Below are 26455 nucleotides of genomic sequence, written 5' to 3'. Positions count from 1 at the left end.
AATGGAAATCATAGTAATGCAATGATGGGGACTAGTAGTTCCGCATGCGATCATGCAGAGAGCCGGTGCATTTGGTGGAAGCCGGTTGACGCAAGGGATGAACTCGCCTCTGAGCAGCGGCGCGAACCCGGCTTTCGGATCTTAAGAATGCTTATTTATCCGTCGGTCGATGAAACGTCGCCGTCTCATCCGCGATAAGGATGCAAAGGGAGTGAAAGGCAAAGCATGCCTTGCACTAACTAGGGTGGTACCACGGGAATCAAACCTCTCGTCCCTAGCGTCAGCGCTATGGATGATGAGGTTTTTTTGTTTTCAGGACAGCGGCATTAACTGCCTTGTCCGTTCGACAGTGAAGGAGGAGCTATGTAGTATGACGGATCAACAATCAGCCGGCCACGGCTATAAGCCGCAGGTCATTGAACCGAAATGGCAGAAGTATTGGGAAGAGAACAAAACCTTTAAAACCGAGGACAACTCGTCCAAACCGAAATTTTATGCACTCGACATGTTCCCGTATCCTTCCGGAGCGGGTCTTCACGTCGGGCACCCGGAGGGCTACACGGCCACCGACATCATTTCTCGCTATAAGCGGATGCGCGGGTACAACGTGCTTCATCCGATGGGCTGGGACGCGTTTGGCCTTCCGGCAGAGCAATATGCGATGGATACAGGCAAGCATCCACGCGAATTCACCATCCAGAACATCAATAACTTCCGCCGCCAGATCAAGTCGCTCGGATTTTCTTACGATTGGGACCGGGAGATCAGTACGACGGATCCGGACTATTATAAATGGACGCAATGGATCTTCATCCAGCTGTACAAACGGGGCCTTGCTTATGTAGCCGAGGTGCCGGTGAACTGGTGCGAAGCGCTGGGTACGGTTCTTGCGAACGAGGAAGTCATTGACGGCAAGAGCGAGCGCGGCGGCCACCCGGTCGTCCGCAAGCCGATGCGGCAGTGGATTCTGAAAATTACCGAGTATGCGGACCGGCTGCTTGAGGATCTGGATGAGCTGGATTGGAGCGAAAGCCTGAAGGACATGCAGCGCAACTGGATCGGCAAATCGGTCGGCGCCGAGGTGCGGTTTGATATCGATGGGCATGACGCCAAGCTGGAAGTGTTCACGACCCGTCCGGACACCCTCTTCGGCGCAAGCTACTGCGTGCTGGCACCGGAGCATGAGCTGGTGGACAAAATTACGACCCCAGAGCAGCGGGAAGCGGTGAAGGCTTATCAGGATCAGGCAGCCCGCAAGAGCGACCTGGAGCGTACGGATCTGGCAAAAGACAAGACCGGGGTATTTACCGGGGCTTATGCCATCAACCCTGCCAGCGGCGCCAAGCTGCCGATCTGGATCGCCGATTACGTCCTCGCCGGCTACGGAACCGGCGCGATCATGGCCGTTCCGGGCCACGATACCCGCGACTGGGAGTTTGCGAAGCAATTCGGGCTTCCGATCATTGAAGTGGTGAAGGGCGGCAACGTGGAGGAAGAAGCTTACACCGGAAGCGGCGAGCACGTCAATTCCGGCTTCCTCAACGGAATGGACAATGAGGCTGCTATTCAGGCCATGAACGAGTGGCTTGAGAAAGAAGGCAAGGGTAAGAAGAAGGTCACGTACCGGCTGCGCGACTGGCTGTTCAGCCGTCAGCGCTACTGGGGCGAGCCGATCCCGATTCTCCACCTGGAGGACGGAACGATGAAGACCGTTCCGGAAGACCAGCTGCCGCTGCTGCTGCCGGACGTGGATCAGATCAGACCGTCCGGCACCGGCGAATCTCCGCTGGCGAATGTGACGGAATGGGTGGAGACGGTTGATCCCGAGACGGGCATGAAAGCCCGCCGCGAGACCAACACGATGCCGCAATGGGCAGGCAGCTGCTGGTACTATCTCCGTTACATCGATCCGCATAACCCGGATGAGCTGTGCTCGAAGGAGAAGCAGAAGGAATGGCTCCCGGTAGACCTGTATATCGGCGGCGTCGAGCATGCGGTGCTACACCTGCTGTACGCAAGATTCTGGCATAAGGTGCTCTATGATCTCGGAGTCGTCGATACGAAGGAGCCGTTCCAGAAGCTCGTGAACCAAGGCATGATTCTCGGCAACAATAATGAGAAAATGAGCAAATCCCGCGGCAATGTCATCAACCCTGATGATATCGTGAACGAATACGGAGCCGATACGCTTCGGGTATACGAGATGTTCATGGGGCCGCTGGAAGCGACCAAGCCATGGAACACGAACGGTGTTGAAGGCACGCATCGTTTCCTCTCCCGCGTATGGCGTCTGTTCATCGGCGATGACGGCCAGCTGAATCCAAAAATCGTGGACGGGGAAGGTTCCGACGAATGGAAACGTATCCTGCACAAAACGATTAAGAAGGTTACCGAGGATATCGAGCATATGCGCTTCAACACCGCAATCAGCCAGTTGATGATCTTCATCAACGAGGGCTACAAGGCGGATGAGCTCCCGCGGAAGGCGATGGAGAATTTCGTTCAAATGCTGTCCCCGCTCGCGCCTCATCTGGCTGAAGAGCTGTGGAGCCGTCTGGGACACACCGAGAGCATCACGTATGTTCCTTGGCCGGAATACGATGAGGCTTGGACCGTAGAAGCCGAGGTGGAAATCGTCGTCCAGGTGAACGGAAAAATCGTGGACCGCACCAAAATTGCTAAAGACTTCGATCAAGAAGCCATGCAGCAGCATAGCCTCTCCCTTCCAAATGTCAAGCAGGCGCTGGAAGGCAAGAGCATTCGCAAAGTCATTGCCGTTCCGGGAAAACTGGTCAATATCGTGGCCGGTTAACCGAGAAGCCGAATGCGGCGTCCAGTTTTGCCAGATCCTCCTCATACTTGTCGTGTGTGGTTTCGATCAATTGGTAGAACAAGCCGTTCAGGTGCGAGTTCAGTAAAATGAGCGCCTGAGCGGTGATGCCGCCGGGTACCGCGACCCTTTCCTGAAGCTGTTCGGGGGAGAAGCCCTCCTCCGTTAGCAGCTTCCCTGTGCCGACCAGCATTTCGCCGGCCAGGGCATTGAGCGTGCCGCGGTCGATCCCGGTCATTTCGACGGCAGCGTCAATCCATTTTTCCAAGAATAAACTTAAAAAAGCAGGCCCGCAGCTGGAGAAATCGGAAGTGATTCGCGTGTGCGATTCCAGAATCTCAACGGGCCTGCTGATATAAGACAGGAGGCTTTCTATAAGCTGCCTGTCTTCTTCTTTTATTCGGGAACCATACATACATAACGAAGCTCCGCCTCCGGTGATATTGGTAATGCTGGGTATGATTTTTGCCACCTTGCACGGCAGCGCCGATTCCAGGTGAATCAGCTGGACAGGGCTTGTAATCGATACCGCAATTTGATGCTCCGAAAGCCGGTCCCTGATTTCACTGCTGACGGATTTGAATTCGAGCGGCTTGACACAGATGAAGAACAGATCGCTTTCCGAAGCCGTTTCCTTATTGCAGCTGCACACGGTAAGACCGGGATGTCTCTTGGACAGCTGCTGGGCTTTCTCGGGGGTACGGTTGCTGACCCGAATTTGCTCGGGCAGGAGTGCGCCCGATCGAATGAAGGCATCGATCAATAGACTGCCCATACTGCCCGTACCGATAAAACCAACCTTCATGTGTACGTCCCCTCCTTTCGCGCTTTACGGCAGAAATGTACCGTTACTACGTTTAATGTATGCGGCAAGGATGGCGATTCATGACGGGTTCGGATACGAATTTGCGGTTTGAGATCGAAAAATCTTCAAAGTCTGGATGAGCAAATCATGTTTATCATGAAAAGGAGGATTTAAGAGATGAGGCGTATTCCAGTGGGATGGAGTGTATCGGCCGCGGCCTTGGGCTGCGTACTGATCCTATTTGCCGGCGGCCCGGAGAAAGGAATTCAGGGCTGGCAGCCTCTAAATGATCAGCTTGAGCAGGCGATTGCCGCGAATCATCCGGAAGGGGAAGCCCCGCCGGCCGGAGGTGCTGGAACCCGTACTGAGGCGAGCCGAGGTGAAGCAGGGTCCGGCGGGCAAGCCCTTGAGACGAAGGCGGCAACGGAGGGTGCGCCTGTCGCCGCCCAGTCCAGCAAGAATGAAGCTCATTCCGAAGGAGAAGCTCCTGCGCAAGCAGATGCGGACGCGGCGACGCCCCCCGCTGCAGCTTCCTCCGGTGCGCCTCCGGCAGGCTTGGGCACCGAGGCGGCAACTCCTACAGAAAGCTCATCTTCGCTGCCTGCGGCCGGCGCGAGGTCCGGCCTCATTAACGTGAATACGGCGGATGCCGCCGGGCTGATGGAGCTGCCCGGCATCGGGCAGGCTAAAGCAAAGGCCATTATCGATTACCGGAACCAGCACGGGGCGTTTCGCAGCGTGGCCGATTTAATGAACGTGAAGGGCATCGGTCCCAAAATGCTGGAGAAGATGAAGCCTTACGTTGAACTTTAGCTGTGTGCTACAATAAAGGAGACATTGATAAGGAACAGGTGAATGACGGATGAATACGGATCGACGGAAAGATTGGGACACATACTTCATGGATATTGCTTATATGGTATCCACCCGATCCCAATGCTCGCGGCGCCATGTCGGGGCCGTGCTCGTGCAGGGCAAGAAGCTTCTCGGAACCGCTTATAACGGAGCTCCGATGGGGGTTCCGGATTGCTCGGAGGCGGGCTGCATGATCGCCGAGGACTATGAGCTTGTTGTTCAGGACGGGAAGGAAACGGTAGTGAAGAAGCAGCGGTGCATTCGAACCATTCATGCAGAACAAAATTTGCTGCTGTTTACCGACCGGATCGACAGGGAAGGAAGCACGGTATACGTAACCGACGAGCCTTGCTGGACCTGTGCCAACATGCTGGCCAACAGCGGAATCGTCGAGGTGGTATTCCACCGCCCGTATCCGAAGGATACGGAGAAAGTATCGAACATGATGAAGCAGAAGGGGATCCTGTTCCGGCAGCTATCGGGGTATGAGCCGCCGCGGGAGACGATGATGGCGGTGAAGGAATAGAGACGTTCTTGAACAAACGAATAATCGCGATGCGGGGAAGAACCTTTGTTTGCAGTGGATTGCAGGCAGGGGTTCTTTTTCTATTGTAATTAACGGGATGATGCATTCGGGAAAGGAAGGTCGGAATGATGAGGCGTAGGCCGCTGCTAGTCTTTACGGTGCTATGGGTGATCGGAAGCAGTATCGCCTGCCTGACCTCCGGATGGAGGATGGCGCTGGCTGCGGCCGGTATTCTGCTTCTGCTGCTTGTGGTTTGTCAATGGGAGCGGGTCGGAAAAATCTATACGATATGCATGATATTCTCCTTGTGTTGTTCCGCTGCTTACTGGGAGTGGCATGACGCGATGAACGTGTCCGATTTGCATGTCCCGGCCCTAGAACGCGGGGAAGCCGAGTCGATTCCGATTTCAGGAGTCGGTGTTATCTCTTCGGAGGTGGCGATTGACGGGGATCGCGCGGATTTTACGGTATCGCTGCGCCATGCGGAGATCGAAGGAATACTGCCGCCGGATGCAGTGAATCGGGATCCAGCTAAGCTGCCGGGCAATTCGATGGAGACGGCAGACACCGTCATGGTTCAGGTCCGGCTGCTGGAGCAGGCGGAACAGAATATCGCGGCAGGCTGGAAGCGCGGAGATTCCGTTCATGTGTCAGGCGAGCTGCAGCAGCCGGGGATCGCGCGTAATTTTGACGGCTTCGATTATCGCCGCTATTTGCGCACGCAGAAGATTCATTGGATCGTGAAGGTAAAAGGGGCTGACCAGGTAAAGGCTTCGGCACCGGACGGATGGCGCGCCTCCCATATCCTGCGATGGAATGATTCCTTGCGCGGAGCGCTCGGGGATCGGCTGGAACAATTGTACGGCGGTGTTCATGCAGGGTATATGAAGGGACTTGTCATCGGCAATCGGGATGATTTGGATCCTGATACATTCTCGGAATTTTCAAGGCTCGGTCTGACGCATATCCTCGCGATCTCCGGCATGCATGTAGCCGTTATTGTAGGATGCCTGCTGTTTATTTGCTCTACGCTCCGGCTGACGCGCGAAGCCTCGCTTACGGTGGTGATGTGCCTACTGCCTGCGTACGTCCTCTTGACAGGGGCCAGTCCATCGATTGTCCGGGCGGGCATTATGGGAATGATCGGACTGTATGCGGCAAGGCGGGGGCTCCTTAAGGACGGCTTGCATATATTAAGCGCTGCCGCCTTGGCGATGCTGATGTACAATCCATATTTTCTGGTCGACGTCAGCTTTCAGTTATCCTTTATCGTCACGGCCGGGCTCATGATCTTTGTGCCAAAGATAATGCCGCTGTTGTCCTTTATGCCCCGCTGGCTGGCGGGGACGGCCGGCGTTACCCTCGTTGCCCAGTGGGTATCCTTTCCGCTGACCATCTATTACTTCAATCAATTCTCGCTCGTATCCGTCGCCGCGAACTTGTTGTTGGTGCCAGTTATCAGCTTGATCGTGCTCCCTTTGGGGATGACGTCTCTGCTGTTAAGCTGGGGCTGGATGCGGGGAGCAGGCTGGATCGCCGGTCTGACCGAATGGTTGAACGATTTGACGTTCCGGCTGGTCGGCTGGATGAACGGCTCGGCATTGATGACGATCTGGCCTTCGCCGGACTTGCTGTGGATCGTTGTATATTTTGCGCTCTTGTACGGCCTGCTGCATATATTAAGCAAGAGAGCCGAGGCGATCCGCCAGTTCAGGGAACAGCCAACCGATGATACGGTGCCCCTGGATGGCGCACGGAAGGAAGCCTTGATAAGAGACCGCTTGAATCATGTTGAGGCGGCGGGGATATTTCCCCTGCTGGACCGGTTGTCCGGCGCGCTTCGGTGGAGAGGTTATTGGCGGATGAGCGATTATATCGTTCGATTCGGGGGAAGGACAGCTGCTGCAGTATTAGCGTTTGCGCTGTGCCTGCTTCTGTTCGATGGCTATCGCCCCTCGTCCCTGCACGGGGCGGGCTTGGTGCAGTTTTTGGATGTGGGACAGGGCGATTCGATCCTGGTCACAACGCCGGAAGGCAAGCATATCCTTATTGACGGCGGCGGGACACTCAGCTTCCGAAAGCCTTCGGATGCATGGAAGGAGCGAAAGTCTCCATACGAAGTCGGGGAGAAGGTCGTCGTTCCCTTGTTGAAAAAAAGGGGCGTGCACCGGCTGGACGCTGTAATCATGTCCCATGGAGACCAGGATCATATCGGCGGACTCCAAGCCGTGCTCCGTGAAATTCCTGTGGATTCCATCGTCTTTAATGGCAGCTTGACCGATTCGGACGCCTTTCGCCAAAGCATGGCGATCGCCCTTCGGAAGAATATTCCCGTATATCGCGCCGGAGCGGATCTTATGGAATGGAAGCTTGGCAAGGACACGGAAATCCGGTTTTTGTCCCCGGTCACGTCACCGTCCGGCGAGAGCGGCCAGGCATTATCCCTGGTCAAGGAGCAAAATCATGCCTCGCTCGTATTCGTGCTTCACATGAACGGATGCCGGTTTTTATTCACCGGCGATACGGACGAAGCGGCAGAGCAAAAAATATTGCTTCATATGGAAGAGCGTACAGATGGAGGCAGCCTGCCGCTATTAAATGAACCGATCGATGTGATGAAGGTTGCCCACCACGGGAGCAAAACCTCCACGTCAGTCCGGTGGATGGACGCCTGGCAGCCGAGGGCTGCAGTCATCTCCGCCGGCGTTAACAATAGGTACGGGCATCCCCACCCGGATGTGGTCGCCCGATTGGAGCAGTACCGATCGGTGATATACCAGACAAATCGGCATGGCGAAATTCAAATGATCGTAAAGGACGGAGCCATAAAAGTGCGATCCAGACTAAATCCTTAGAGGGTCTGTCCTGAATAGCCTGAATCGTAGTATGATCGATGTGGTATGAAATAACAGGCGGATGACGTTGCTCTATATATTTGGTATAGTTAGATGAAGTTTCTTAAAAATTCATAGATTACATACTGCAACATTTTTGTCATCATTTCCGTCTGTATGTATGCAGGGAGAGGGGGATCCACTGTGGTGGAGCAGGGACTCATCAGAGCCGCTCAATCGGGCGATCGCGACGCTCTAATCACCCTATTGCGAGAAATCGAGCAACATGTTTACCGAACGGCCTATTATATTCTGAACAATGAACAGGATGCGATGGATGCTGCTCAGGAGGCATTGATCCGCGTGTACACCAAGATCAATTCCTATGAAGAGAAAGCGCAGTTCAAGACCTGGGTTCAGCGGATCGTAACCAACATTTGCATCGATAAATTCCGCAGGAACAAGCCGACGGTGTCCATTGACGAGCATGATCTGGTGTTTCAGGACAGCCAGGATGTCGAAAGAGAAGTCATGTCGGGCTACATTGCCCAGGATATTCAGCAGGCCATCAATCAGCTGCCGGATCATCACCGTACGGTCATCGTCCTTAGGTATTTGCAGGACTTATCCTACAACGAAATCGCAGACTGCCTGAATTTGCCGCTGAACACGGTCAAATCGTATTTGTTCAGGGCCAGGCAGCAGCTGCAGAACATGCTGCATGAGCATCAGAAAGGTGGTGTATCAGGATGAATTGCCAAGAGGTGGTGGAACGCATGCACCGGTATTTGGACCGGGATCTGACTCCGGAGGAGACGGCTGAGATGTTTCAGCATGTGGCTGTTTGCAAGGAGTGTGCGGAAACCTTTCAAATATTGAAAGCATTGAATCGTGAGCTTGAGGATCTGCCGGCCGTGTCTCCGCCTGTCAGTTTGGTAGATGCGATTATGCCCAAACTGGTTGCCATCGACCTTGAACGCGGCAGCCTCATGGATGAGCAGGCAGCGAAAAATGAGAAGTCTTCCGAGATGACGCCGGAGCTTGGCCGGACGAAGCGAGCCGGCAGCTGGTGGGGCACCATCGCAGGCAGAACCGCAATCGGCGCTGCCGCCGCGGCCGTTATCTTGGGAGTGGCGATATTCAACTATCAGCCGAAAATGCTGTCGGATGCCGAGCTTCCTTATAACGAGGAAGCAAGCACGACAAGTGCAGGGCTGCCGGATGCCGCACCTGAAGCGGAGCATCCATCCGAGGAGCCGAGAATCATGAACAAGGATGCCGGTTCGGGCTCGGCCGAAGGCTACACTCCGATGAACGAGGCAACTCCTTCCGAAGACGAGCCTTCAAAGGAAACCGGAAGCGATGAGACGGCCAAGGATCAATCGGATCCGCCAAACGCGGCGGGTGAAGGAAACGGACAGCCGAAGGACTCCGGTGACCCGAACGCGAGCGAATCGAATCCGGCGGCTGGCATGAGAGCCCCGGTCGAATCGAATGATAAAACCTCAACCCATTCGGCCAACGCCAATTCGTATAATCCCGGATCGGCAGAACCGCCATCCGATCAAAGCGAGCCAGCCAACGGCGGCAGCTCGGACGCCGTGTCTCCGCCGCAGGAACCTGCCACTCCGAATGCGGATACGCAGCCGCCGGCCCAGGATCCGGCAGCGGATGAGGGCGGCAGCGCGGCAGCGCTGGAATCGACAGAGCCGGCGGATCAGATGATGGGCATCATGAGAGCTCCGGAACAATGGACATCGCCGAATGCGCGATACATGGCTTCCTCGGAGGGAGATCAGCTTGTGATCTATCGGGTTCCGGCTGCAAACAGCGAAGCTGAACAGCAGCAGTCGATGGAAGAGATCGGAAGGCTTCCACTGGGTGGAAGCTTGGTGTCCGGACAATGGTCCCCAGACAGCTTGACCTTCAAGTACAAAGTCAAAGTCAACGCTGAACTGATCGAATCGGTTTACACCGTGGAAGAAACGGCCCCGCCGCAGTCCGGGCAGCCGTCTTCCAAGGAACCGCCGGCTAAGCCATAAGCCGGGGCACCCGCATATTTTCCGATGTGAACTTATAGAAAAGAGCGTATTGCTCGCACAATTACCAGGAGATATGAATAAGATAAATTAGAGAGAGCATTATACCAACCACCGTCGTATGACCGGCGGCGGGATGTTTCTAGAGCATCCTGTCCGGCGTTTATATAGATGTGTTGGGACGAAGGGACCTTGCCGCTGTCATAGCCGAGGTCTCTTTGTTTTGGCAGCGGCTCTTCATTCGCTATCGCTTTCGGGTCGTCTTTTTTGGTATAGTGTACAGAGAGAAAGGGGGGACGCCGATGGATGCCAAAGCGGCGGCCAAGGCGGTCAAGCAGGGGGATGTGTCTTCCGTATATTTGCTGTACGGCAGCGAAAAGTTTCAGATGAGGGAGTTTGCCGAATTTCTGGAGACCCAGCTGATTCCCAAGGAAGATCGCGACTTTGCCATCGTCCATATGGATTTGGGGGAGACTCCGATTCAGGCCGTGGTCGAAGAAGCCGAGACCGTTCCTTTTATGGTTCAGAAAAAGCTTGTTTTCGTACGAGATACATCGTTTTTTACTGCGGCCAAGGACAATGGGAAGGTAGAGCACAAACCGGAGGCCTTGCTTGAATATTTGAACAATCCAGCCGATTACAGCGTCATTGTGTTTATGGTGGGAGCGGAGAAGCTCGATGAACGCAAAAAGGTGGTCAAAGCGGTTAAAAAAGCAGGAGTCTCGCTTTCCTTTGCACCGCTCGGCGGCGAGGATCTGCTGCGCTGGGTGGACAAGCAGGTACGTAATCGAGGGTGCTCCCTGCGCGAGGGAGCGGCTGAGACCATCGTCCGCAATGCCGGGACGAGCCTTCAGACATTGGCCGGCGAGATCGAGAAGCTGTGCCTGTATGCAGGCGAAGGGGGAACGATCGATACCTCCACGGTCGATATGCTGGTAGCCCGCAGTACGGAGCAGAATGTATTTGCCTTGGTGGAGGATATTGCCAACCTGAGGCTGGATAAGGCGCTCGGCATCTACTATGAGCTGCTGAAGCAGCGGGAGGAGCCGATCAAAATCGCGGCCCTGATCACCAGGCAGTTCCGGATTATTTTGCAGGTGAAGACGTTGTCGGCGCAGAGCTATTCGCAGCAGCAAATCGCTTCCCAGCTTGGGCTGCATCCCTATGCGGTGAAAATCGCGGGAGAGCAGGCGCGTAAATTCGAATCGGCCCGGCTTGAAGGCATTTTGAACCATCTGGCGAATCTGGATTATCAGATGAAGACCGGAGCGGTGGACAAGGTGCTGGGGATCGAGCTGTTTTTGCTGAGACTGGGCGCTTGATCACATAGCTGTGGCGACCAGGCAACAATTCAAAAAGCCCTGACCCGGTATAAACCGAAGGTCAGGGCTTTTTCCAATGTCTTATTCAACAAACGATTACGCTTGGGACGTAAGAGCGTTCAGTCTTTTCGCCAGACGGGATTTCTTGCGGGCAGCTGCATTCTTATGGATCAGGCCCTTTGTAACAGCTTTATCGAGCTTCTTGGAAGCGGCTTGGAAAGCAGCTTTAGCAGCCTCGATTTCTGTACCGTTCAACGCGACGTCAGCATTTTTAACTGCTGTGCGAAGCGCGGATTTTTGAGAAATGTTAAGCGCATGGCGTTTGTCGTTAGTCTTAACACGTTTAATCGCGGATTTGATGTTTGGCATTACATTCACCTCCTGTAAGGCATTTCAATAGAGCGAAATGGTTCACAACTTAAAATATTTTAGCATGGAGGTAGACAAAAAGCAATACTAAACAAGACTTCTGCATAATCTCTTCCCTCCTCTCACACACTAGTAGCAATATGAGGAGGAGTGTGAACTTAGATGGATCTGGATCTTCAGAAATATTCCGTCCGAACCGACCTTGCCGTGGAATCAAGGGAGCTTGCCGGAGGGGCCGGCAGCCCGCCCATTCCGGGCTTGATGGAGGATGTCGTTCAGGAGGACGGTATTAAAATTACAAGGCTCGATGTGGAGAACGACGCGGCCTCCCAGCAAATCGGAAGAGTGAAGGGGCACTACGTCACGCTCGAAGTTCCCGATCTTCGGAAGGGGGATACCGGGCTTCAGGAACAGGTATCCGTCGTATTCGCGCGCGAGTTCGAAGCGTTCATGGAGCGGATCGGCATAGGTCCGAAAGCGAGCGCGCTCATCGTCGGGCTCGGCAACTGGAATGTGACTCCGGATTCCCTGGGGCCGCTGGTGGTGGAAAATGTCATGGTTACGCGTCAATACTTTGAACTGATGCCGGACCGTGTAGCCCCCGGCTACCGCCAAGTGAGCGCCATAGCGCCGGGCGTCCTCGGCCTTACGGGAATAGAATCCAGCGAGACGGTTCAAGGGATCGTGGAGCGAACCCGTCCGGATTTCATCATCGCGATCGATGCGCTGGCATCCCGATCGCTGGAGCGGGTGAATACGACGATCCAAATTGCGGATATCGGCATTCATCCCGGCTCGGGCATCGGCAATAAACGGAAAGGCTTGACCAAGGAAGTGCTCGGGGTGCCCTGCATTGCGATTGGAGTGCCAACCGTTTGCTATGCGTCGACGATCGTCAACAATGCCATTGAGCTCATGAAATCCCATTTCGGCGAGAAGGCGCCGGAGACGGGCAAGATCATGGGGATGCTGCAAAATTTGTCCGAAGGCGAGCGGCTTGCCCTCGTTAAGGAAGTGCTCGAGCCTTTGGGGCATGATTTGATTGTCACCCCGAAAGAGATCGATGAATTTATCGAAGACATCGCTAATATCGTAGCGTCAGGCTTGAACGCAGCGCTGCACGAGGCGGTGGATCCCGGCAATACGGGCGCGTACACCCACTAGCAAGCGGGTTATACCGAATAAAGCTCCTAAGCTCCGAATCTATCGGAGCTTTTATATTTCTCCCCTATTCTTTTATTTGTATAAGTTGAATTAAGTATACGATGCTGGCAAGGAAGTGAAAGATTCGAAAAAATCGAAAGCTTTCTGAAGGAAAAAGCTGCATCGAAAGCATACGCTTGAGGCCGCCTTTGGCTTCGGATTTCTACTGTGCCAGGTTCTATAAATCATGAAGTCTGAAACCAACAGCGATTATAGGAACATTTTACATACTTGCCCTACCATCTTTTCAATGATTCAACTTTTCTAGTTCTATCGATTCCATCCGGTTCATAGATTGGGAGTATAAGAGATCACAGAGAGCGGGGACATGAGCTTCGAATGTGCCGCTTCCCCGCTGAAGCCGAGGAGGACTCCGATATGAACAACCGTAAGTTTCGCATCTGGAATATTGCCAGACTGAGACGAAATGTGATGGAAGGTTTGAGCATGGGCAAAACGCTGATCGTTCTGATGCTGGGCTCCCTCATCTTTTTTATTTTGCTGGGGCTTGGGGGGATGGCCGAGCAGCGGCTGAACAGCTCGCCTGTGTCTTCGATGAAGGGGCTGGCCGCTTCCCTATCAAGTCACTTTTTTATTGATATGATCGGGATGGAGATGCCGCATATGGCCGCTTCCAAGGAAGATTCCAGCTTCTCCGGGGAGAAGATGTCGACCTTCGTGTTTCAGCTGTTGACGAGCGTGAATCCGAGAGATCCGAAGAGTCTGCTCGCCGGAGAGCTGCCGGGGATGAGAGCCAATCAGCCGGTTCAGCTGCATAGCGGCTCCGGCAATGAAGACGGGGAAGCGCCCGCGGATTATCGGCCGGACACCGCCGAGGGGGCGGCGGACCCGGGAGAGAACCCCGTAGGAAATCCGGGCGAGAATCCGGATAACGGCGAGCAACCGCCAGAGGCGGGCGAGGATAACGGGCAGGAGCAGCAGAACGGCGAAGACGGACCGGGCGAAGGCGAGGGCCAAGGAACGGACAGCAAGAACGAGCCCGGAGGCACATCCAAGAACGGACAAACGACCGACGGCAAGAAGGCGGTGCTGATCTATCATTCCCATCCGCAGGAAGCCTACAATCCGCTCCTCACCCATCCTTCGGACAATCCCGGCGCCGTGTCGCCGAGCAAAAATGTCATGCTGGTCGGCAGCTTCATGGCAAAACGCCTCGAGGCCAACGGGATCGGGACTCTGCACGACAAAAGCGACTATCAATCGACCGTAGAAGGCTATAACTATAATTATTCCTATAAATATTCCAGGCAGACGGTGCTCGAAGCGATGGGCCGTCACGATGATTTGACCTATCTGATCGATATCCACCGGGATTCCCAGCGCTACAGCAAAACGACCGCTACCGTAAACGGGGTCAATTACGCCAAGGTGTACTTCATTATTGGACATGCCAACGAGAACTGGAGAAAAAACGAGGCGTTCGCCAGCAAAATCAATGCGAAGCTGGAAGCGTCGTACCCGGGCATTTCACGCGGCGTGTGGGGCAAATCGGCCGACCAGGGGAACGGGGAATATAATCAGTCCCTGTCGCCAAACAGCATCCTGATCGAGATCGGCGGAATCGACAATACGAAGGAAGAGCTGCAGCGAACGGCCGAGGTGCTGGCCGATATTATTGCCGAAGTGTACTGGCAAGAGCAGGAAGCGAAGAAAGCCAGCGTGAAGAAGGACGCCAAGGCCGATAAGCTGTCGGCCTCGGCAGGCCGGAAGGGCGGTACGGAAGCTTCCCGGAACGACGAACGGAAAGCCGGGTAAAAACTGAAGGAGGGGACTCTGATGTCAAGAACGGGGAAACGATTCGTGGCTCTGCTCATATGGACAGGCATCGGCATATTGATCGGCATGCAGCTCGGCGGGGAAAAAGCATCGCCCCCGACTGGCGGCATTCAAACGGTGCAGCAAGTGCAGCAGGAGCCTGCTGCCGGGCAGTCCGAAGCAGGAACGGCGGCTGAAGGCAGCGGTTGGGGCGGCGTACGGAAGTCGCCTCCGGCTTCCGGCCCGAACGAGGAGGCGGAGATCCGGCCCGAGTTCGAACCGCTGCCGCGGGACATCCTCCTTCCTGAACGCTCAAGCCCGCCGGCCGATGTGCTGGCGGACAAAACGGCAGGTCTGCTCCAAGAGCTGTCGGACCAGAGCATCCGCTGGGTCGTATCGATGTTCGGATCCATCGTGGAATGATGCGCCGTTTCGGCAGCCGAATCTCGGGTAGCCGCGCCTTAGCCATTGCTGTGCATCCCCTCAACTGGTATAATAAATTGATTCAAACATCTGGTGGTTGTTGGGGGTTAGCATGACGGACGTACAAGTAAGACAACAAAAAATTCGTAACTTTTGTATTATTGCACATATAGACCATGGTAAATCGACGCTTGCGGACCGCATTCTGGAGTTTACGGGCGCGCTGACCTCGCGCGAAATGCAGGAGCAGGTCCTTGATCAGATGGATCTGGAGAGAGAGCGCGGCATCACCATCAAGCTGCAGGCTGTACGCCTTACTTATAAGGCCGACGACGGCGAGGAGTACATCTTGAACCTGATTGATACTCCAGGACACGTCGACTTCACGTATGAGGTCTCCCGAAGCCTGGCTGCCTGCGAAGGCGCGCTGCTCGTCGTCGACGCTGCTCAAGGAATTGAAGCGCAGACACTGGCCAACGTATATTTGGCGCTGGATAACGATCTTGAAATTTTGCCGGTTATCAACAAAATCGATCTGCCTAGCGCCGACCCGGACCGGGTCAAGCAGGAGATCGAGGACGTGATCGGTCTGGACGCGAGCGAAGCGGTGCATGCTTCCGCCAAGGCCGGCATCGGAATCAAAGAGATTTTGGAGCAGGTCGTGCAGAAGGTTCCTGCACCTACGGGCAGTCCCGAGGAGCCGCTGAAGGCGTTGATCTTTGACTCGCATTACGACCCTTACCGGGGCGTCATCGTGTATGTCCGCGTCATCGACGGCAGCATCAAGGCCGGTTCGATGATCAAAATGATGGCGACAGGCAAGACCTTCGAGGTCATCGAGGTCGGCGCGTTCAAGCCGCGCATGAGCATCGTGGACGAGCTCAACGTCGGCGACGTAGGCTTCATCGTGGCCGGCATCAAGAGCGTGGGAGACACCCGCGTCGGCGATACGGTAACCGATGCAAAGCGTCCGACGGCCGAGCCTCTTCCGGGCTACCGGAAGATCAACCCGATGGTATTCTGCGGCCTGTATCCGATCGAAACGTCGGATTACAACGATTTGCGCGAAGCGCTGGAGAAGCTGCAGCTTAACGATGCGTCCTTGAGCTTCGAGCCTGAAACCTCGAGCGCGCTCGGCTTCGGCTTCCGATGCGGATTTTTAGGCCTGCTTCATATGGATGTCATCCAGGAGCGGATCGAGCGGGAATTCAACATTCCGCTGATTACGACGGCGCCGAGCGTTATCTACCGCGTGACGCTGACCAACGGCGATCAGATGCAGATCGATAACCCGTCCCACTATCCGGAGATCGGCAAGATCGATTATGTGGAAGAGCCGTATGTCAAGGCGGGCATTATCGTCCCGAATGATTATGTCGGAGCGATTATGGAGCTGTGCCAGGCGAAACGCGGGGAATTCATCAACATGGAGTATCTGGATACGACGCGCGTCACGATTACGTATGAAATTCCGCTGTCCGAGATCGTGTATGATTTCTTCGATCAACTGAAGTCCAGTACGAAGGGCTATGCTTCGTTTGACTACGAAATCTCCGGATACCGCAGATCCAATCTTGTTAAGATGGATATTCTGCTGAACGGCGAGCAGGTTGACGCCTTGTCCTTTATCGTGCATAAGGACCGCGCTTACCACCGGGGCCGTGCGATCTGCGAGAAGCTGCGCGAGCTCATTCCGCGCCAGATGTTCGAGGTGCCGATCCAGGCATCGGTCGGAACGAAGGTTGTTGCCCGCGAAACCGTCAAGGCGATGCGCAAGAACGTCCTGGCGAAATGCTACGGCGGCGATATTTCCCGTAAACGGAAGCTTCTGGAGAAGCAGAAGGAAGGGAAGAAGCGGATGAAGCAGGTCGGCAACGTCGAGGTGCCGCAGGAAGCCTTCATGGCGGTGCTGAAAATCGACGACAAGTAATGATTTGAACAAGCGAGGCGGCAGGCCATGAACGACCAAGCTGCAGCCTGCCATTCAACCTCATAATGCCTGTTTTGGGAGTCAAATGATGGGAAAGCCGGTTTTATGGCTTTCCTTTTCTTTCATTGAACAGGTGCCAGGGGATATAGTAGAAGAAGTCTCCAGTCGGGCAAGCAAAGAAGGGGCGAATACGAAATGACGAATAACCAACGAACGGAAGCGGTGTATATCCATATTCCGTTCTGCACGAATAAATGCTTTTACTGCGATTTTAATTCCTACGTTTTGAAGGATCAGCCGGTTATGGACTATCTGCGGGCACTGGATCACGAAATGGAATTGACGGTCAAAGCCCATCCTCCGGGAGCAATCAAGAGCATCTTTGTCGGCGGGGGAACACCGACGGTTCTAAAGCCGGATGAAATGGAGTACTTTCTGCATAGCGTCAAGCGGCATTTTCCGGTGTGGTCGGACGATATCGAGTTCTCGATGGAGGCGAATCCCGGGACAACGGATCTGGAGAAGCTTAAGGTTATGCGCGAAGGCGGAGTGAACCGGATCAGCTTCGGCGTTCAGGCCTTCCAGAACAGCCTGTTGTCCGGCATCGGTCGCATCCATGATACGGATGATGTGTACCGCAGCCTGGATAACGCGAGAGCCGCAGGCTTTGACAACATGTCCATCGACCTGATGTTCGGCCTGCCGAATCAAACCTTGGAGATGCTGGCGGAAAGCGTGGATAAGGCGCTGGAGCTCGGGCTTCCCCATTACTCCATCTACAGCCTGAAGGTGGAGGAGAATACGTTGTTCCATACCATGTACCAGAAAAATCAGCTCCCGCTTCCGGATGAAGAGGATGAGCTGAACATGTATCTTCTATTAATGGAGCGCATGAAGGCGGCAGGCTATAAGCAGTATGAGATCAGTAACTTTGCGAAGCCTGGTTACGAGAGCCGCCACAATATGACGTACTGGCGCAATGAGGATTACTACGGGCTTGGCGCCGGAGCTCACGGCTATATCAACCGTCAGCGCCACGTAAATATTAAGGGAGTGAACCCTTATAATGAAGCGGCAAGAACCGGGCTGCCGCGGCTGGAAAGCTTCGAGGTATCAAGAGAGGAAGCGATGGAGGATTTCTTGATGGTCGGACTCCGCGTCCTGGACGGTATTTCCCGGACCCGATTCGAACAGCAGTTCGATGCTTCGTTGGACGAGGTATTCAAGCGTCCCCTGAGCAAAATGGTGAGCGCGGGCTTGCTTGAAACGACGGAGGATGGGTACAGGCTGAGCTCTAAAGGCATCCTGTTCGGCAATGAAGTGTTCGCCGAATTTATCGGCACCCTGTCGGCAAATTAATCTATTGAACTTTTATGCGCTCTGTTGTATATTTATCCAAGACATATGACGGAGCGTGCAAAGGGGAGACGAGGATTATGCCGGCGGTATGCAGAAAGGCCAGATTAGAGGATGTTGAGCCGCTGTATCAGATGATTCAAGGCTACGCCGAGAAAGGAATTATGCTTCCAAGATCCAGAGCGGTGCTCGAGAAGCAGATTGGGGAATTCGTCGTGGCTGAAGCGGAAGGGAAAGTCATCGGCTGCGGTTCACTGTGCCAGCTTGGGAACGATCTCGTAGAAATCCGTTCGCTGGGGATCTCGGAAGGCTACAAGGGGCAGGGCATCGGCTCCATGCTGGTGGATTCGCTGCTGGAGGAAGCCAAGCGCCGGGAAATCCCGAAAGTAATGGCCTTGACGTACGAAGTATCCTTTTTCATGAAAAACGGCTTTGCCGTCGTCGAGAAGGAGATTTTTCCGGAGAAGGTGTGGACCGATTGCATCCATTGCAAGAAGCAGCACGCCTGTGACGAAATAGCTGTGCTTAAAGTACTGAACTGACTTGACAATCCTCAGGTCGGTTTGGTATTTTTGTTATATCGGTTAGCACTCGATGGCGATGAGTGCTAACGATTGTAAGATAGGCAGTCTATAAGGAGGGGAGCGACATGTTAACTGATCGTCAGCGCTTGATTTTGAACGCTATTGTGGATGACTACATCCGTTCGGCGGAGCCGGTTGGTTCAAGAAGCATTTCTAAACGCGGGGATGTTGGCTACAGCCCGGCAACCATTCGCAATGAAATGGCTGATTTGGAGGAGCTTGGGTTTCTTGAGCAGCCCCATACGTCGGCAGGGCGAATTCCGTCTCATAAGGGATACCGTTATTATGTCGATCATCTCACCTCGTCGTTTTCCTTGAATCCTGAGGAACTGCATATGATGAAATCGTTCTTTGCGGAAAAACTGAACGTCATGGAGCAGATGATTCAGCATGCTGCAGGTATTTTGTCGCAGATGACCAATTACACTTCCATCCTGCTGGGACCGGAAGTTTTTCATACGTCCTTACGCCACTTCCAGCTTCTGCCTCTAAATGAAGGCCAGGCGGTTGCCATCATCGTGACCAGCACGGGCCAAGTGGAGAATAAGATCGTGTCGATTCCGCAAGGAGTTTCCGTTTCGGAATTGGAGCAGGTGGTAAATCTCCTTAACGAGAAGCTGGTCAACGTTCCTTTGTATAAGCTCAAGACCCGGCTCTACACGGAGCTCGGGGCAGAGATGCAGCGCCACATCGCGCATTACGAAGAGCTTATGAAGGTGCTGGACATTGCGCTCGAGAACGAGCCCGACCACCGCGACGTGTATCTCAGCGGTACGACCAATATGCTGAATCAGCCGGAATTCAAGGATGTCGACAAGGTTCGGGACATCTTCGAGCTTCTCGAGCAGACGCCGGCACTGATGAAGCTGATGGCACCGGCACCGGGAGAGCACGGTGTGCAAGTACGAATCGGCACGGAGAATACGCATGAAGCGATATCCAACTGTAGCCTGATTACGGCTACTTATTCTATAGATGGCAAGGCCGTCGGCTCCATCGGCATACTGGGGCCAACGCGAATGGAATACGCAAGGGTGATCGGCATCTTGAACGTGTTGTCCCATGACCTGACGAAGCTGCTGTCACACTGGTATAAATAAAGGAGCGAGCCTTATGAGCCAAGGACAACACAGCCATGTGGACGGCGATGAACGCTATTCAACGCTGCTGAACAACAGCAATGCCGTCCGGGCCGTCACATCCGCTGTGGAAGGGACGCTCGGCCCCAAGGGGCTCGATGTAATGCTTGTCGGCCCGCGCGGCGAAGTGGTCATTACGAACGACGGCGTGACGATATTGGACAAAATGGACGTAAGCCACCCGGCGGCCCGCCTGTTGATCCAGGTGGCCCGCGCGCAGCAGGAGAAGATCGGGGACGGCACCACGACGGCTACCATTCTTGCAGGGGCACTGGTTCAGGAAGGCGTCTCGCGCATTATCCGCGGCGTGCCGGCTTCCAAGGTTGTGGAAGGAATGCGCCAGGGGATCGATCGGGCGCTTGAACTGCTGTCCGGCCGCGTCCGTGTCATTGAAGGGTTGGACGACCCGCTTCTGGAACGCACGGTCTATGTAGCCGGGCGTGAGCGAAAGGATATCGTTGCGCTCGTTATGGAAGCGGCCCGCAAAGCCGGCATGCCGCGCCTTCATGATCCTTCTTATTCGCTTGCGGACAGTATAATTGCGCTGGAGAATGCCGACAATGAGGTGTTCGAAGGTGTCTTGCTTCGGCAGAAGCCGATCTTTACCCGCGACTACCTTCAGTACAGCGATGCGAAGGTGCTCGTGCTGCTGGATGCGCTTGAGCCTGACGAGCTGGATGAAGAAGTGCTGACAACCGAAGCGGGCTTCGCGCAGTATATGGATCTGCGGAATCGGTTCGCTGCCGATCTGGAGCGCTTGTCCGCATTGTCGGTGAAGTTGATCCTGCTGGAGAAAGGCATTCATCCTGATGCGGAGCAGTTCTGCCTCGATCACGGAATCATGGTCGTACCGCGCGTATCCCGCGCGGATTTGAAGCGAGTCTGTGACATGACGGGGGCGACACCTATACGCCGAAAGGCGTTACATAAAGATTCGGAGCAGCTTGCTGCTCTTCTCGGTGACAGCCCGCGCGTCTCTTATGATGAAACGATCGGCAAAATCAGGCTGGCCAGCGGCCGCAGGGAACGGATCGTGACGGTGATCGTAGGCGCGAGCACCTCCGAAGTGGTCGGCGAGTCCGCCAGAATAGCAGGTGATGCGGCTTCCGCCCTGCAGGCCGCCATTACCGGCGGCGTGCTTCCGGGCGGCGGAACGAGCGAGCTTGCCGTTTCTTATGCGCTCGAGCGGATCCGCGAGGCGCAGAAGGGGATGGAAGCGTTCGGATTCGAAGCCGTGTCTGCGGCGCTGCGCAAGCCGATGTCGCAGATCCTGCTGAATGCGGGCTACAACCCGCTGGAGAAGATGGAGGAGGTGCGTGCCGCGCAAATCCGTTCGGGCTCCGATTCCATGGGGCTTGACTGTGACACCGGCACCGTCGTCGACTATGAGGAGCTGGGGGTGCTGGATCCCGCGCCGGTGAAGCTTCACGGCCTGCGGGCTGCGGGAGAAGTGGCGGCGGCCGTCCTCCGGATTCATCATGTGATCAAAATGAAAGAAATCAACGAATAGGCATCTTAGAATCAGGGACCGGATGACCAGATACGATGGGAACACAGCCAGCGGGCATACAACAGCAGGCTTACAATATGAAGGAGGTGGACGCGTCTTGAATAAAGAGCAGAAGGATGCCGTTCAAGATACAGTAACTGAAGAGATGGAACACAATATGGAGGAAACCCCGAGCACGGAGGAAGAGGTTGTTAACGAGGAGGCCGTTGCCGGCGCCGAGCAGGAGGGCGCTCCTGCGGATCAGCCAGAGGAAGGCGAGAGCGATGCCCATGCGGCCGAGATTGCGAAGCTTCAGGCTGAAGTTGCCGAGCATCAGCAGCGTGCGCTGCGTGCACAAGCCGATTTTGATAACTTCCGCAGACGTACGCAGAAGGAGAAGGAGGAGCTGGCGAAGTATGCTTCGTCGAAGCTCATTGTCGAGCTGCTGCCTGTTATCGACAACTTCGAGCGCGCCTTTCAGGCTGCCGAGGGCAGTCCGGAGTTCGAATCGTTCTCCAAGGGAATCAGCATGATTTTCCGTCAGCTGGAATCCGTTCTCGAAAATGAAGGCTTGAAGGCGATGAACAGCGTAGGCGAGCCGTTCAATCCCGAGTATCATCAGGCCATCATGCAGGTGGAGAGCGATGAGCATGAGGAAGGCATCGTTGTCGAGGAAGTGCAGAAGGGCTACATGCTGAAAGATAAAGTGCTTAGACCTGCTATGGTTAAAGTGAGCATGTAAGCGGCCACTCGCTTGGCCGTTTATCATATATAGCAAGCTTGTGAATCTCATACGGATTTCGTGTGAATAAATAAGGGAGGATTTTTTTCATGAGTAAAGTTATTGGTATTGACCTTGGAACCACAAACTCCTGCGTCGCTGTTATGGAGGGCGGGGAGGCTGTCGTTATTCCTAACCCGGAAGGCGGACGTACGACCCCTTCGGTTGTAGGCTTTAAAAAGGACGGGGAGCGCATTGTCGGCGACACGGCTAAGCGCCAAGCGATCACGAACCCGGACCGCACGATCATTTCGATCAAGCGTCATATGGGTACCAACCATAAAGAAACGATTGACGGCAAAGAGTATACGCCGCAGGAAATTTCCGCGATCATTCTGCAAAAGCTGAAATCCGACGCGGAAGCTTACCTGGGCCAACCCGTAACCCAAGCGGTTATCACGGTTCCTGCATACTTTAATGACAGCCAGCGTCAAGCCACCAAGGACGCAGGCAAGATTGCCGGTCTTGAAGTGCTTCGTATCGTTAACGAGCCGACAGCTGCAGCTTTGGCGTACGGCATGGAAAAAGCGGAAGATCAAACGATCCTCGTGTATGACCTCGGGGGCGGTACGTTCGACGTTTCCATCCTGGAACTCGGCGACGGCTTCTTCGAAGTAAAGGCAACCAGCGGTGACAACCAGCTGGGCGGCGATGACTTTGACCAAGTCATCATCGACTATCTGGTGGCTGAATTCAAGAAAGAGCAGGGCATCGATCTGAGCAAAGACAAAGCGGCGGTTCAACGTCTGAAGGACGCTGCGGAAAAAGCGAAAAAGGAACTGTCCGGCGTACTGACAACAACGATCTCCCTGCCGTTCATCACGGTTGCTGAAGGCGTGCCTCAGCACCTTGAAATCAACCTGACCCGCGCTAAATTCGAGGAATTGTCCGCGGATCTCGTAGAGCGTACGCTTGGACCGACTCGCCAAGCACTGAGCGATGCCGGCCTGACGGCGAACGATATCGACAAGGTCGTTCTTGTCGGCGGCTCCACACGGATTCCGGCCGTACAGGAAGCCATCAAGAGACTGACCGGCAAAGAGCCGCACAAAGGCGTTAACCCGGACGAGGTCGTAGCGCTCGGCGCTGCTGTCCAAGCAGGCGTATTGACCGGCGACGTGAAAGACGTCGTTCTGCTTGACGTAACTCCGCTGTCCCTCGGTATCGAAACGGCTGGCGGCGTATTTACGAAAATGATCGAACGCAACACGACGATCCCGACAAGCAAATCCCAAATTTTCTCCACGTATGCCGACAACCAGCCTAGCGTTGAAATTCACGTCCTACAGGGCGAGCGCGAAATGGCGGCTGGCAACAAGACGCTTGGACGCTTCATGCTGGGAGATATCCCTCCGGCACCTCGCGGCGTGCCGCAAATCGAAGTTACGTTCGATATCGATGCGAACGGTATCGTTAACGTTTCGGCAACCGACAAGGGAACTGGCAAGAGCCAGAAAATCACCATCACTTCTTCCAGCGGCCTGAGCGATGAGGAAGTCGAAAAAATGATGAAGGATGCCGAGCTTCACGCAGAGGAAGATCGGAAGCGCAAAGAGCTTGTTGAGGCTCGCAACAATGCCGACCAGCTCGTATACACAACCGAGAAGACCATTAAGGACCTCGGCGACAAAGTCGACGCTTCGGAAGTGGAGAAGGCGAACGAAGCGAAAGACAAGGTGAAGAAGGCGCTGGAATCCGACAATCTGGAGGAGATCAAAGCCGCTACCGAGGAGCTGACCCAAGTGGTGCAGCAGCTGTCCGTGAAGCTGTATGAGCAAGCCGCACAAGCGCAGCAAGGCGCTGAAGGCGGAGATGCCGGCACTGCGAACAAGGATAACGTCGTAGACGCTGACTACGAGGTTGTTGACGAAGACAAAAACAAAGGTTAATCTGAATAGATTGCATGGGAAGGTCAAAGCTGCGCATCTTCGCACTTTGACTTTCCTTTTGCCCTAGGAATCAAGAAGAGATGGGGGTGAAACCGTGGCTGATAAGCGTGATTATTATGAGGTACTAGGTGTCGGCAAGCAGGCATCGGAGGATGAGATCAAGAAGGCGTACCGGAAGCTCGCGCGCCAATATCATCCCGATGTCAACAAAGCGGCTGACGCGGAAGCCAAATTCAAGGAAGTGAAAGAGGCTTACGATGTATTGAGCGATAGTCAAAAGCGTGCGAGATACGACCAATATGGTCATATTGATCCGAACCAGGGAATGGGCGGAGGCGGTTTCTCCGGTGACTTCGGCGGTTTTGGAGATATATTCGATATGTTCTTCGGCGGCAATGGACGCCGTGATCCGAATGCGCCTCAGCGGGGGAACGATTTGCAGTACACGATGACGGTGGAGTTCAAGGAAGCGGTATTCGGCAAGGAAACGGATATTACGATTCCTAGAACAGAGACATGCGATACCTGTCACGGTTCAGGAGCGAAGCCGGGGACTAAGCCGCATACCTGCTCCGTCTGCCACGGAACGGGGCAGCAGGAGGTCGTGCAGAATACGCCGTTCGGCCGCATGGTCAACCGGCGCGCCTGCTCGAACTGTAACGGAACCGGGAAAATCATCAAGGATCGCTGCGGCACCTGCGCCGGAAGCGGCAAGGTCAAGAAGCAGCGCAAAATTCATGTCCGCATTCCGGCGGGTGTGGATGACGGCGCCCAGCTTCGGATGACCGGCGAGGGCGAAGGCGGTCTGCGCGGCGGCCCGGCGGGCGACTTGTACATCGTCATTCGCGTGAAGCCGCATGATTTCTTCGAGCGCGAGGGCGACGACATCTATTGCGAAGTGCCGCTGACGTTTGCCCAAGCAGCCCTTGGCGATGAGATCGAGATCCCGACCTTGACGGAGAAAGTGCGGCTGAAGATTCCGGCAGGAACGCAAACCGGAACCTTCTTCCGCCTGAAAGGCAAAGGGGTCCCTCGCCTGCGCGGCATGGGACAGGGCGACCAGCACGTCAAGGTGGTCGTTGTTACCCCAAGCAAACTGAGCGAGGAGCAGAAGGAGCTGCTGCGTCAATTCGCGTCGCTTGAAGGCGAAGAGACCCATGAGCAGGAGCAATCCTTTTTTGACCGTGTAAAAAAAGCCTTTCGCGGCGACTAATGATCATTAGGGAGCCGGCTTAGAGGGCTACTATCCTCTTCGCTTCGGTACTACCGTATCGAAACGCTAGCAGCGGAGCAAGTAATAAGAAACCGTCCTTTTTGGAGTGGAGGCATGAGGCCCCTGCTCGAAAAAGGGCGGTTTTTTTGTGCTCTCCTCCCTTCATCACCATGCGCTGTCCTCAAAAGGAATAAAAGGGGCGGGCGCGAAGCAACCTAGGGAAGGTTCGTTCCGGAAGCAGCGGATAGTATCTAAACGAAATGCAGGTGAAACCATATGGCTGAAAAAAATATTTTGGCTTATTTCAAAAGCCCGGAGGAAGCTCAGCATGCCCAGCGCAAGCTGCAGTCGCTCCGCGTTGCCGATATGTCGATCGACCGCTTCAGCGCCTATCCGGGCGGGGAGCTGAATGGCCCGATGCACCCTTTGACAGGGGATATTACGAGCTTGACCTCGATGACGCAGAATTCGGCGCTGTCGAACAGGTCTGCGGGCATCCTTGGCGCGGCTGATCCTTCCGCCAGCGGGATGAGCGATGGGGGGCAGGACGGAACGCAAGGACGGGATATATTGCTAACCGTCGTTCTCGACGAAGGCATCTTTGACCAGGCGATGCGTCTGATTGAGGAGTCCGGCGGGATGGTGTAAGCCGGAGCATCCAAGGCTTATGGAAAGAAACAACACGTGACAAGGAGAGATGCGCGTATGATGAGACGTGTGAAGAAGGGCAAAATCGCCAGTAAGACGGAAAAAATGATCGCGCTGCAATCCGCCAAAAATGAGGATGTGGAGTTTTCGGCGATGGCAGCCGATCTTGACGATGTGGAGGCGCTTCGCCGAAGCGAAGCCGCAGACGAGCGCCAGCTTAAGAAGATCCTAGAAGAAGAATAATCGGCAAACTTGCAGCTCGGGTACAATATTTTCTTCAAGTGCTGCCGAGGATGCCGATTCGCCAAGAAAGCCAAAGCCCTCTCCCGTTGCTTAGCAAAGCGAGCGGCAGGAAGGGCTTTTTTTTCATGATCACAACAAAAGGACTTATGAATGATCAGGGACCGCTATCTCCCGAGGCAACATTTTATCCACAAATTTTGT

General features: G+C 54.7%; 22 protein-coding genes and 1 other annotated feature. Of the genes, 20 read left to right on the top strand and 2 right to left on the bottom strand.

The window, feature by feature from the left end; genetic code table 11:
• Positions 1 to 12: 12 nt before the first annotated feature.
• Positions 13 to 279 (top strand) — a binding site (T-box leader).
• A gap of 91 nt (positions 280 to 370) precedes the next feature.
• Entirely contained in the window at positions 371 to 2812 is a 2442-nt protein-coding gene (gene leuS / locus MKX76_RS14230) for a leucine--tRNA ligase (RefSeq protein ID WP_007129371.1), read from the top strand.
• Here the strand turns inward: leuS and comER are convergent.
• Positions 2793 to 3635: a late competence protein ComER gene (gene comER / locus MKX76_RS14225; RefSeq protein ID WP_341034010.1), complete on the bottom strand. Its 843-nt coding sequence runs from the start codon at positions 3633 to 3635 to the stop codon at positions 2793 to 2795. The two genes, leuS and comER, sit on opposite strands and share 20 nt — an antisense overlap.
• Before the next feature lie 177 nt (positions 3636 to 3812).
• On the opposite strand from comER, the gene MKX76_RS14220 reads away from it, so the two are divergent.
• The 6 genes from MKX76_RS14220 (at position 3813) to holA (ending at position 11211) form a co-directional block, all read left to right on the top strand.
• Entirely contained in the window at positions 3813 to 4448 is a 636-nt protein-coding gene (locus MKX76_RS14220; RefSeq protein ID WP_341034009.1) for a ComEA family DNA-binding protein, read from the top strand.
• A gap of 49 nt (positions 4449 to 4497) precedes the next feature.
• A complete protein-coding gene (locus MKX76_RS14215; RefSeq protein ID WP_210095250.1) occupies positions 4498 to 5016 on the top strand; it encodes a deoxycytidylate deaminase in 519 nt (172 codons plus the stop codon).
• Positions 5017 to 5141: 125 nt separating this feature from the next.
• Positions 5142 to 7871 carry a ComEC/Rec2 family competence protein gene (locus MKX76_RS14210; protein ID WP_341034008.1) on the top strand — a complete coding sequence of 910 codons (2730 nt, stop codon included), beginning with the start codon at positions 5142 to 5144 and terminating at the stop codon, positions 7869 to 7871.
• A 183-nt stretch (positions 7872 to 8054) separates the two neighbouring features.
• Positions 8055 to 8603, top strand: a complete 549-nt coding sequence (locus MKX76_RS14205; RefSeq protein WP_007129376.1) for an RNA polymerase sigma factor — start codon at positions 8055 to 8057, stop codon at positions 8601 to 8603.
• Positions 8600 to 9892, top strand: a complete 1293-nt coding sequence (locus tag MKX76_RS14200; RefSeq protein WP_341034006.1) for an anti-sigma factor family protein — start codon at positions 8600 to 8602, stop codon at positions 9890 to 9892. The genes MKX76_RS14205 and MKX76_RS14200 overlap by 4 nt, the downstream gene beginning before the upstream one ends.
• A 299-nt stretch (positions 9893 to 10191) precedes the next feature.
• The gene (gene holA / locus MKX76_RS14195) at positions 10192 to 11211 is read left to right on the top strand and encodes a DNA polymerase III subunit delta (protein ID WP_341034005.1); all 1020 of its coding nucleotides are present in this window, start codon (positions 10192 to 10194) and stop codon (positions 11209 to 11211) included.
• A gap of 96 nt (positions 11212 to 11307) precedes the next feature.
• On the opposite strand, the gene rpsT is transcribed toward holA, so the two are convergent.
• Positions 11308 to 11580 carry a 30S ribosomal protein S20 gene (rpsT, locus tag MKX76_RS14190; protein ID WP_007129379.1) on the bottom strand — a complete coding sequence of 91 codons (273 nt, stop codon included), beginning with the start codon at positions 11578 to 11580 and terminating at the stop codon, positions 11308 to 11310.
• Between the two features lie 162 nt (positions 11581 to 11742).
• Here rpsT and gpr point away from each other — a divergent pair, with 162 nt between their 5' ends.
• The 13 genes from gpr to MKX76_RS14125 all read left to right on the top strand — a co-directional run bounded on the left by gpr (position 11743) and on the right by MKX76_RS14125 (position 26254).
• Complete coding sequence (gene gpr / locus MKX76_RS14185; protein ID WP_007129380.1) at positions 11743 to 12744, top strand: GPR endopeptidase; 1002 nt, start codon at positions 11743 to 11745, stop codon at positions 12742 to 12744.
• 417 nt (positions 12745 to 13161) lie between these two features.
• Positions 13162 to 14559: a stage II sporulation protein P gene (locus tag MKX76_RS14180; RefSeq protein WP_341034002.1), complete on the top strand. Its 1398-nt coding sequence runs from the start codon at positions 13162 to 13164 to the stop codon at positions 14557 to 14559.
• Positions 14560 to 14580: 21 nt separating this feature from the next.
• Positions 14581 to 14982 (top strand): hypothetical protein, encoded by a 402-nt coding sequence (locus tag MKX76_RS14175; protein WP_341034001.1) that lies wholly within the window; start codon positions 14581 to 14583, stop codon positions 14980 to 14982.
• Between the two features lie 112 nt (positions 14983 to 15094).
• Complete coding sequence (lepA, locus tag MKX76_RS14170; protein ID WP_007129383.1) at positions 15095 to 16912, top strand: translation elongation factor 4; 1818 nt, start codon at positions 15095 to 15097, stop codon at positions 16910 to 16912.
• Between the two features lie 195 nt (positions 16913 to 17107).
• A complete protein-coding gene (gene hemW, locus MKX76_RS14165) occupies positions 17108 to 18271 on the top strand; it encodes a radical SAM family heme chaperone HemW (RefSeq protein WP_341034000.1) in 1164 nt (387 codons plus the stop codon).
• A gap of 77 nt (positions 18272 to 18348) precedes the next feature.
• Positions 18349 to 18810: an N-acetyltransferase gene (locus MKX76_RS14160; RefSeq protein ID WP_007129385.1), complete on the top strand. Its 462-nt coding sequence runs from the start codon at positions 18349 to 18351 to the stop codon at positions 18808 to 18810.
• Positions 18811 to 18917: 107 nt separating this feature from the next.
• The gene (gene hrcA, locus MKX76_RS14155; RefSeq protein ID WP_007129386.1) at positions 18918 to 19952 is read left to right on the top strand and encodes a heat-inducible transcriptional repressor HrcA; all 1035 of its coding nucleotides are present in this window, start codon (positions 18918 to 18920) and stop codon (positions 19950 to 19952) included.
• Between the two features lie 13 nt (positions 19953 to 19965).
• Entirely contained in the window at positions 19966 to 21501 is a 1536-nt protein-coding gene (locus MKX76_RS14150) for a TCP-1/cpn60 chaperonin family protein (RefSeq protein WP_341033999.1), read from the top strand.
• Positions 21502 to 21646: 145 nt separating this feature from the next.
• Positions 21647 to 22222: a nucleotide exchange factor GrpE gene (gene grpE / locus MKX76_RS14145; RefSeq protein ID WP_373872036.1), complete on the top strand. Its 576-nt coding sequence runs from the start codon at positions 21647 to 21649 to the stop codon at positions 22220 to 22222.
• A gap of 89 nt (positions 22223 to 22311) precedes the next feature.
• On the top strand, positions 22312 to 24150 hold the full coding sequence (gene dnaK / locus MKX76_RS14140; RefSeq protein ID WP_341033998.1) for a molecular chaperone DnaK: 1839 nt from the start codon (positions 22312 to 22314) through the stop codon (positions 24148 to 24150).
• A 94-nt stretch (positions 24151 to 24244) separates the two neighbouring features.
• Positions 24245 to 25363, top strand: coding sequence for a molecular chaperone DnaJ (gene dnaJ / locus MKX76_RS14135; protein WP_007129390.1), 1119 nt, complete (start codon positions 24245 to 24247; stop codon positions 25361 to 25363).
• Between the two features lie 276 nt (positions 25364 to 25639).
• Positions 25640 to 26011, top strand: coding sequence for a hypothetical protein (locus MKX76_RS14130; protein WP_007129391.1), 372 nt, complete (start codon positions 25640 to 25642; stop codon positions 26009 to 26011).
• A 57-nt stretch (positions 26012 to 26068) separates the two neighbouring features.
• Positions 26069 to 26254: a YfhD family protein gene (locus tag MKX76_RS14125; protein ID WP_007129392.1), complete on the top strand. Its 186-nt coding sequence runs from the start codon at positions 26069 to 26071 to the stop codon at positions 26252 to 26254.
• The last annotated feature ends 201 nt before the right edge of the window (positions 26255 to 26455 follow it).

Origin of the sequence: Paenibacillus sp. FSL R5-0810, from assembly GCF_038002285.1 — a bacterium.
In the GTDB taxonomy this organism is placed as follows: domain Bacteria; phylum Bacillota; class Bacilli; order Paenibacillales; family Paenibacillaceae; genus Paenibacillus_AQ; species Paenibacillus_AQ lactis.
The sequence above is the reverse complement of the archived record's forward strand: the minus strand, read 5'-3'. Positions and strand labels throughout refer to the sequence as shown.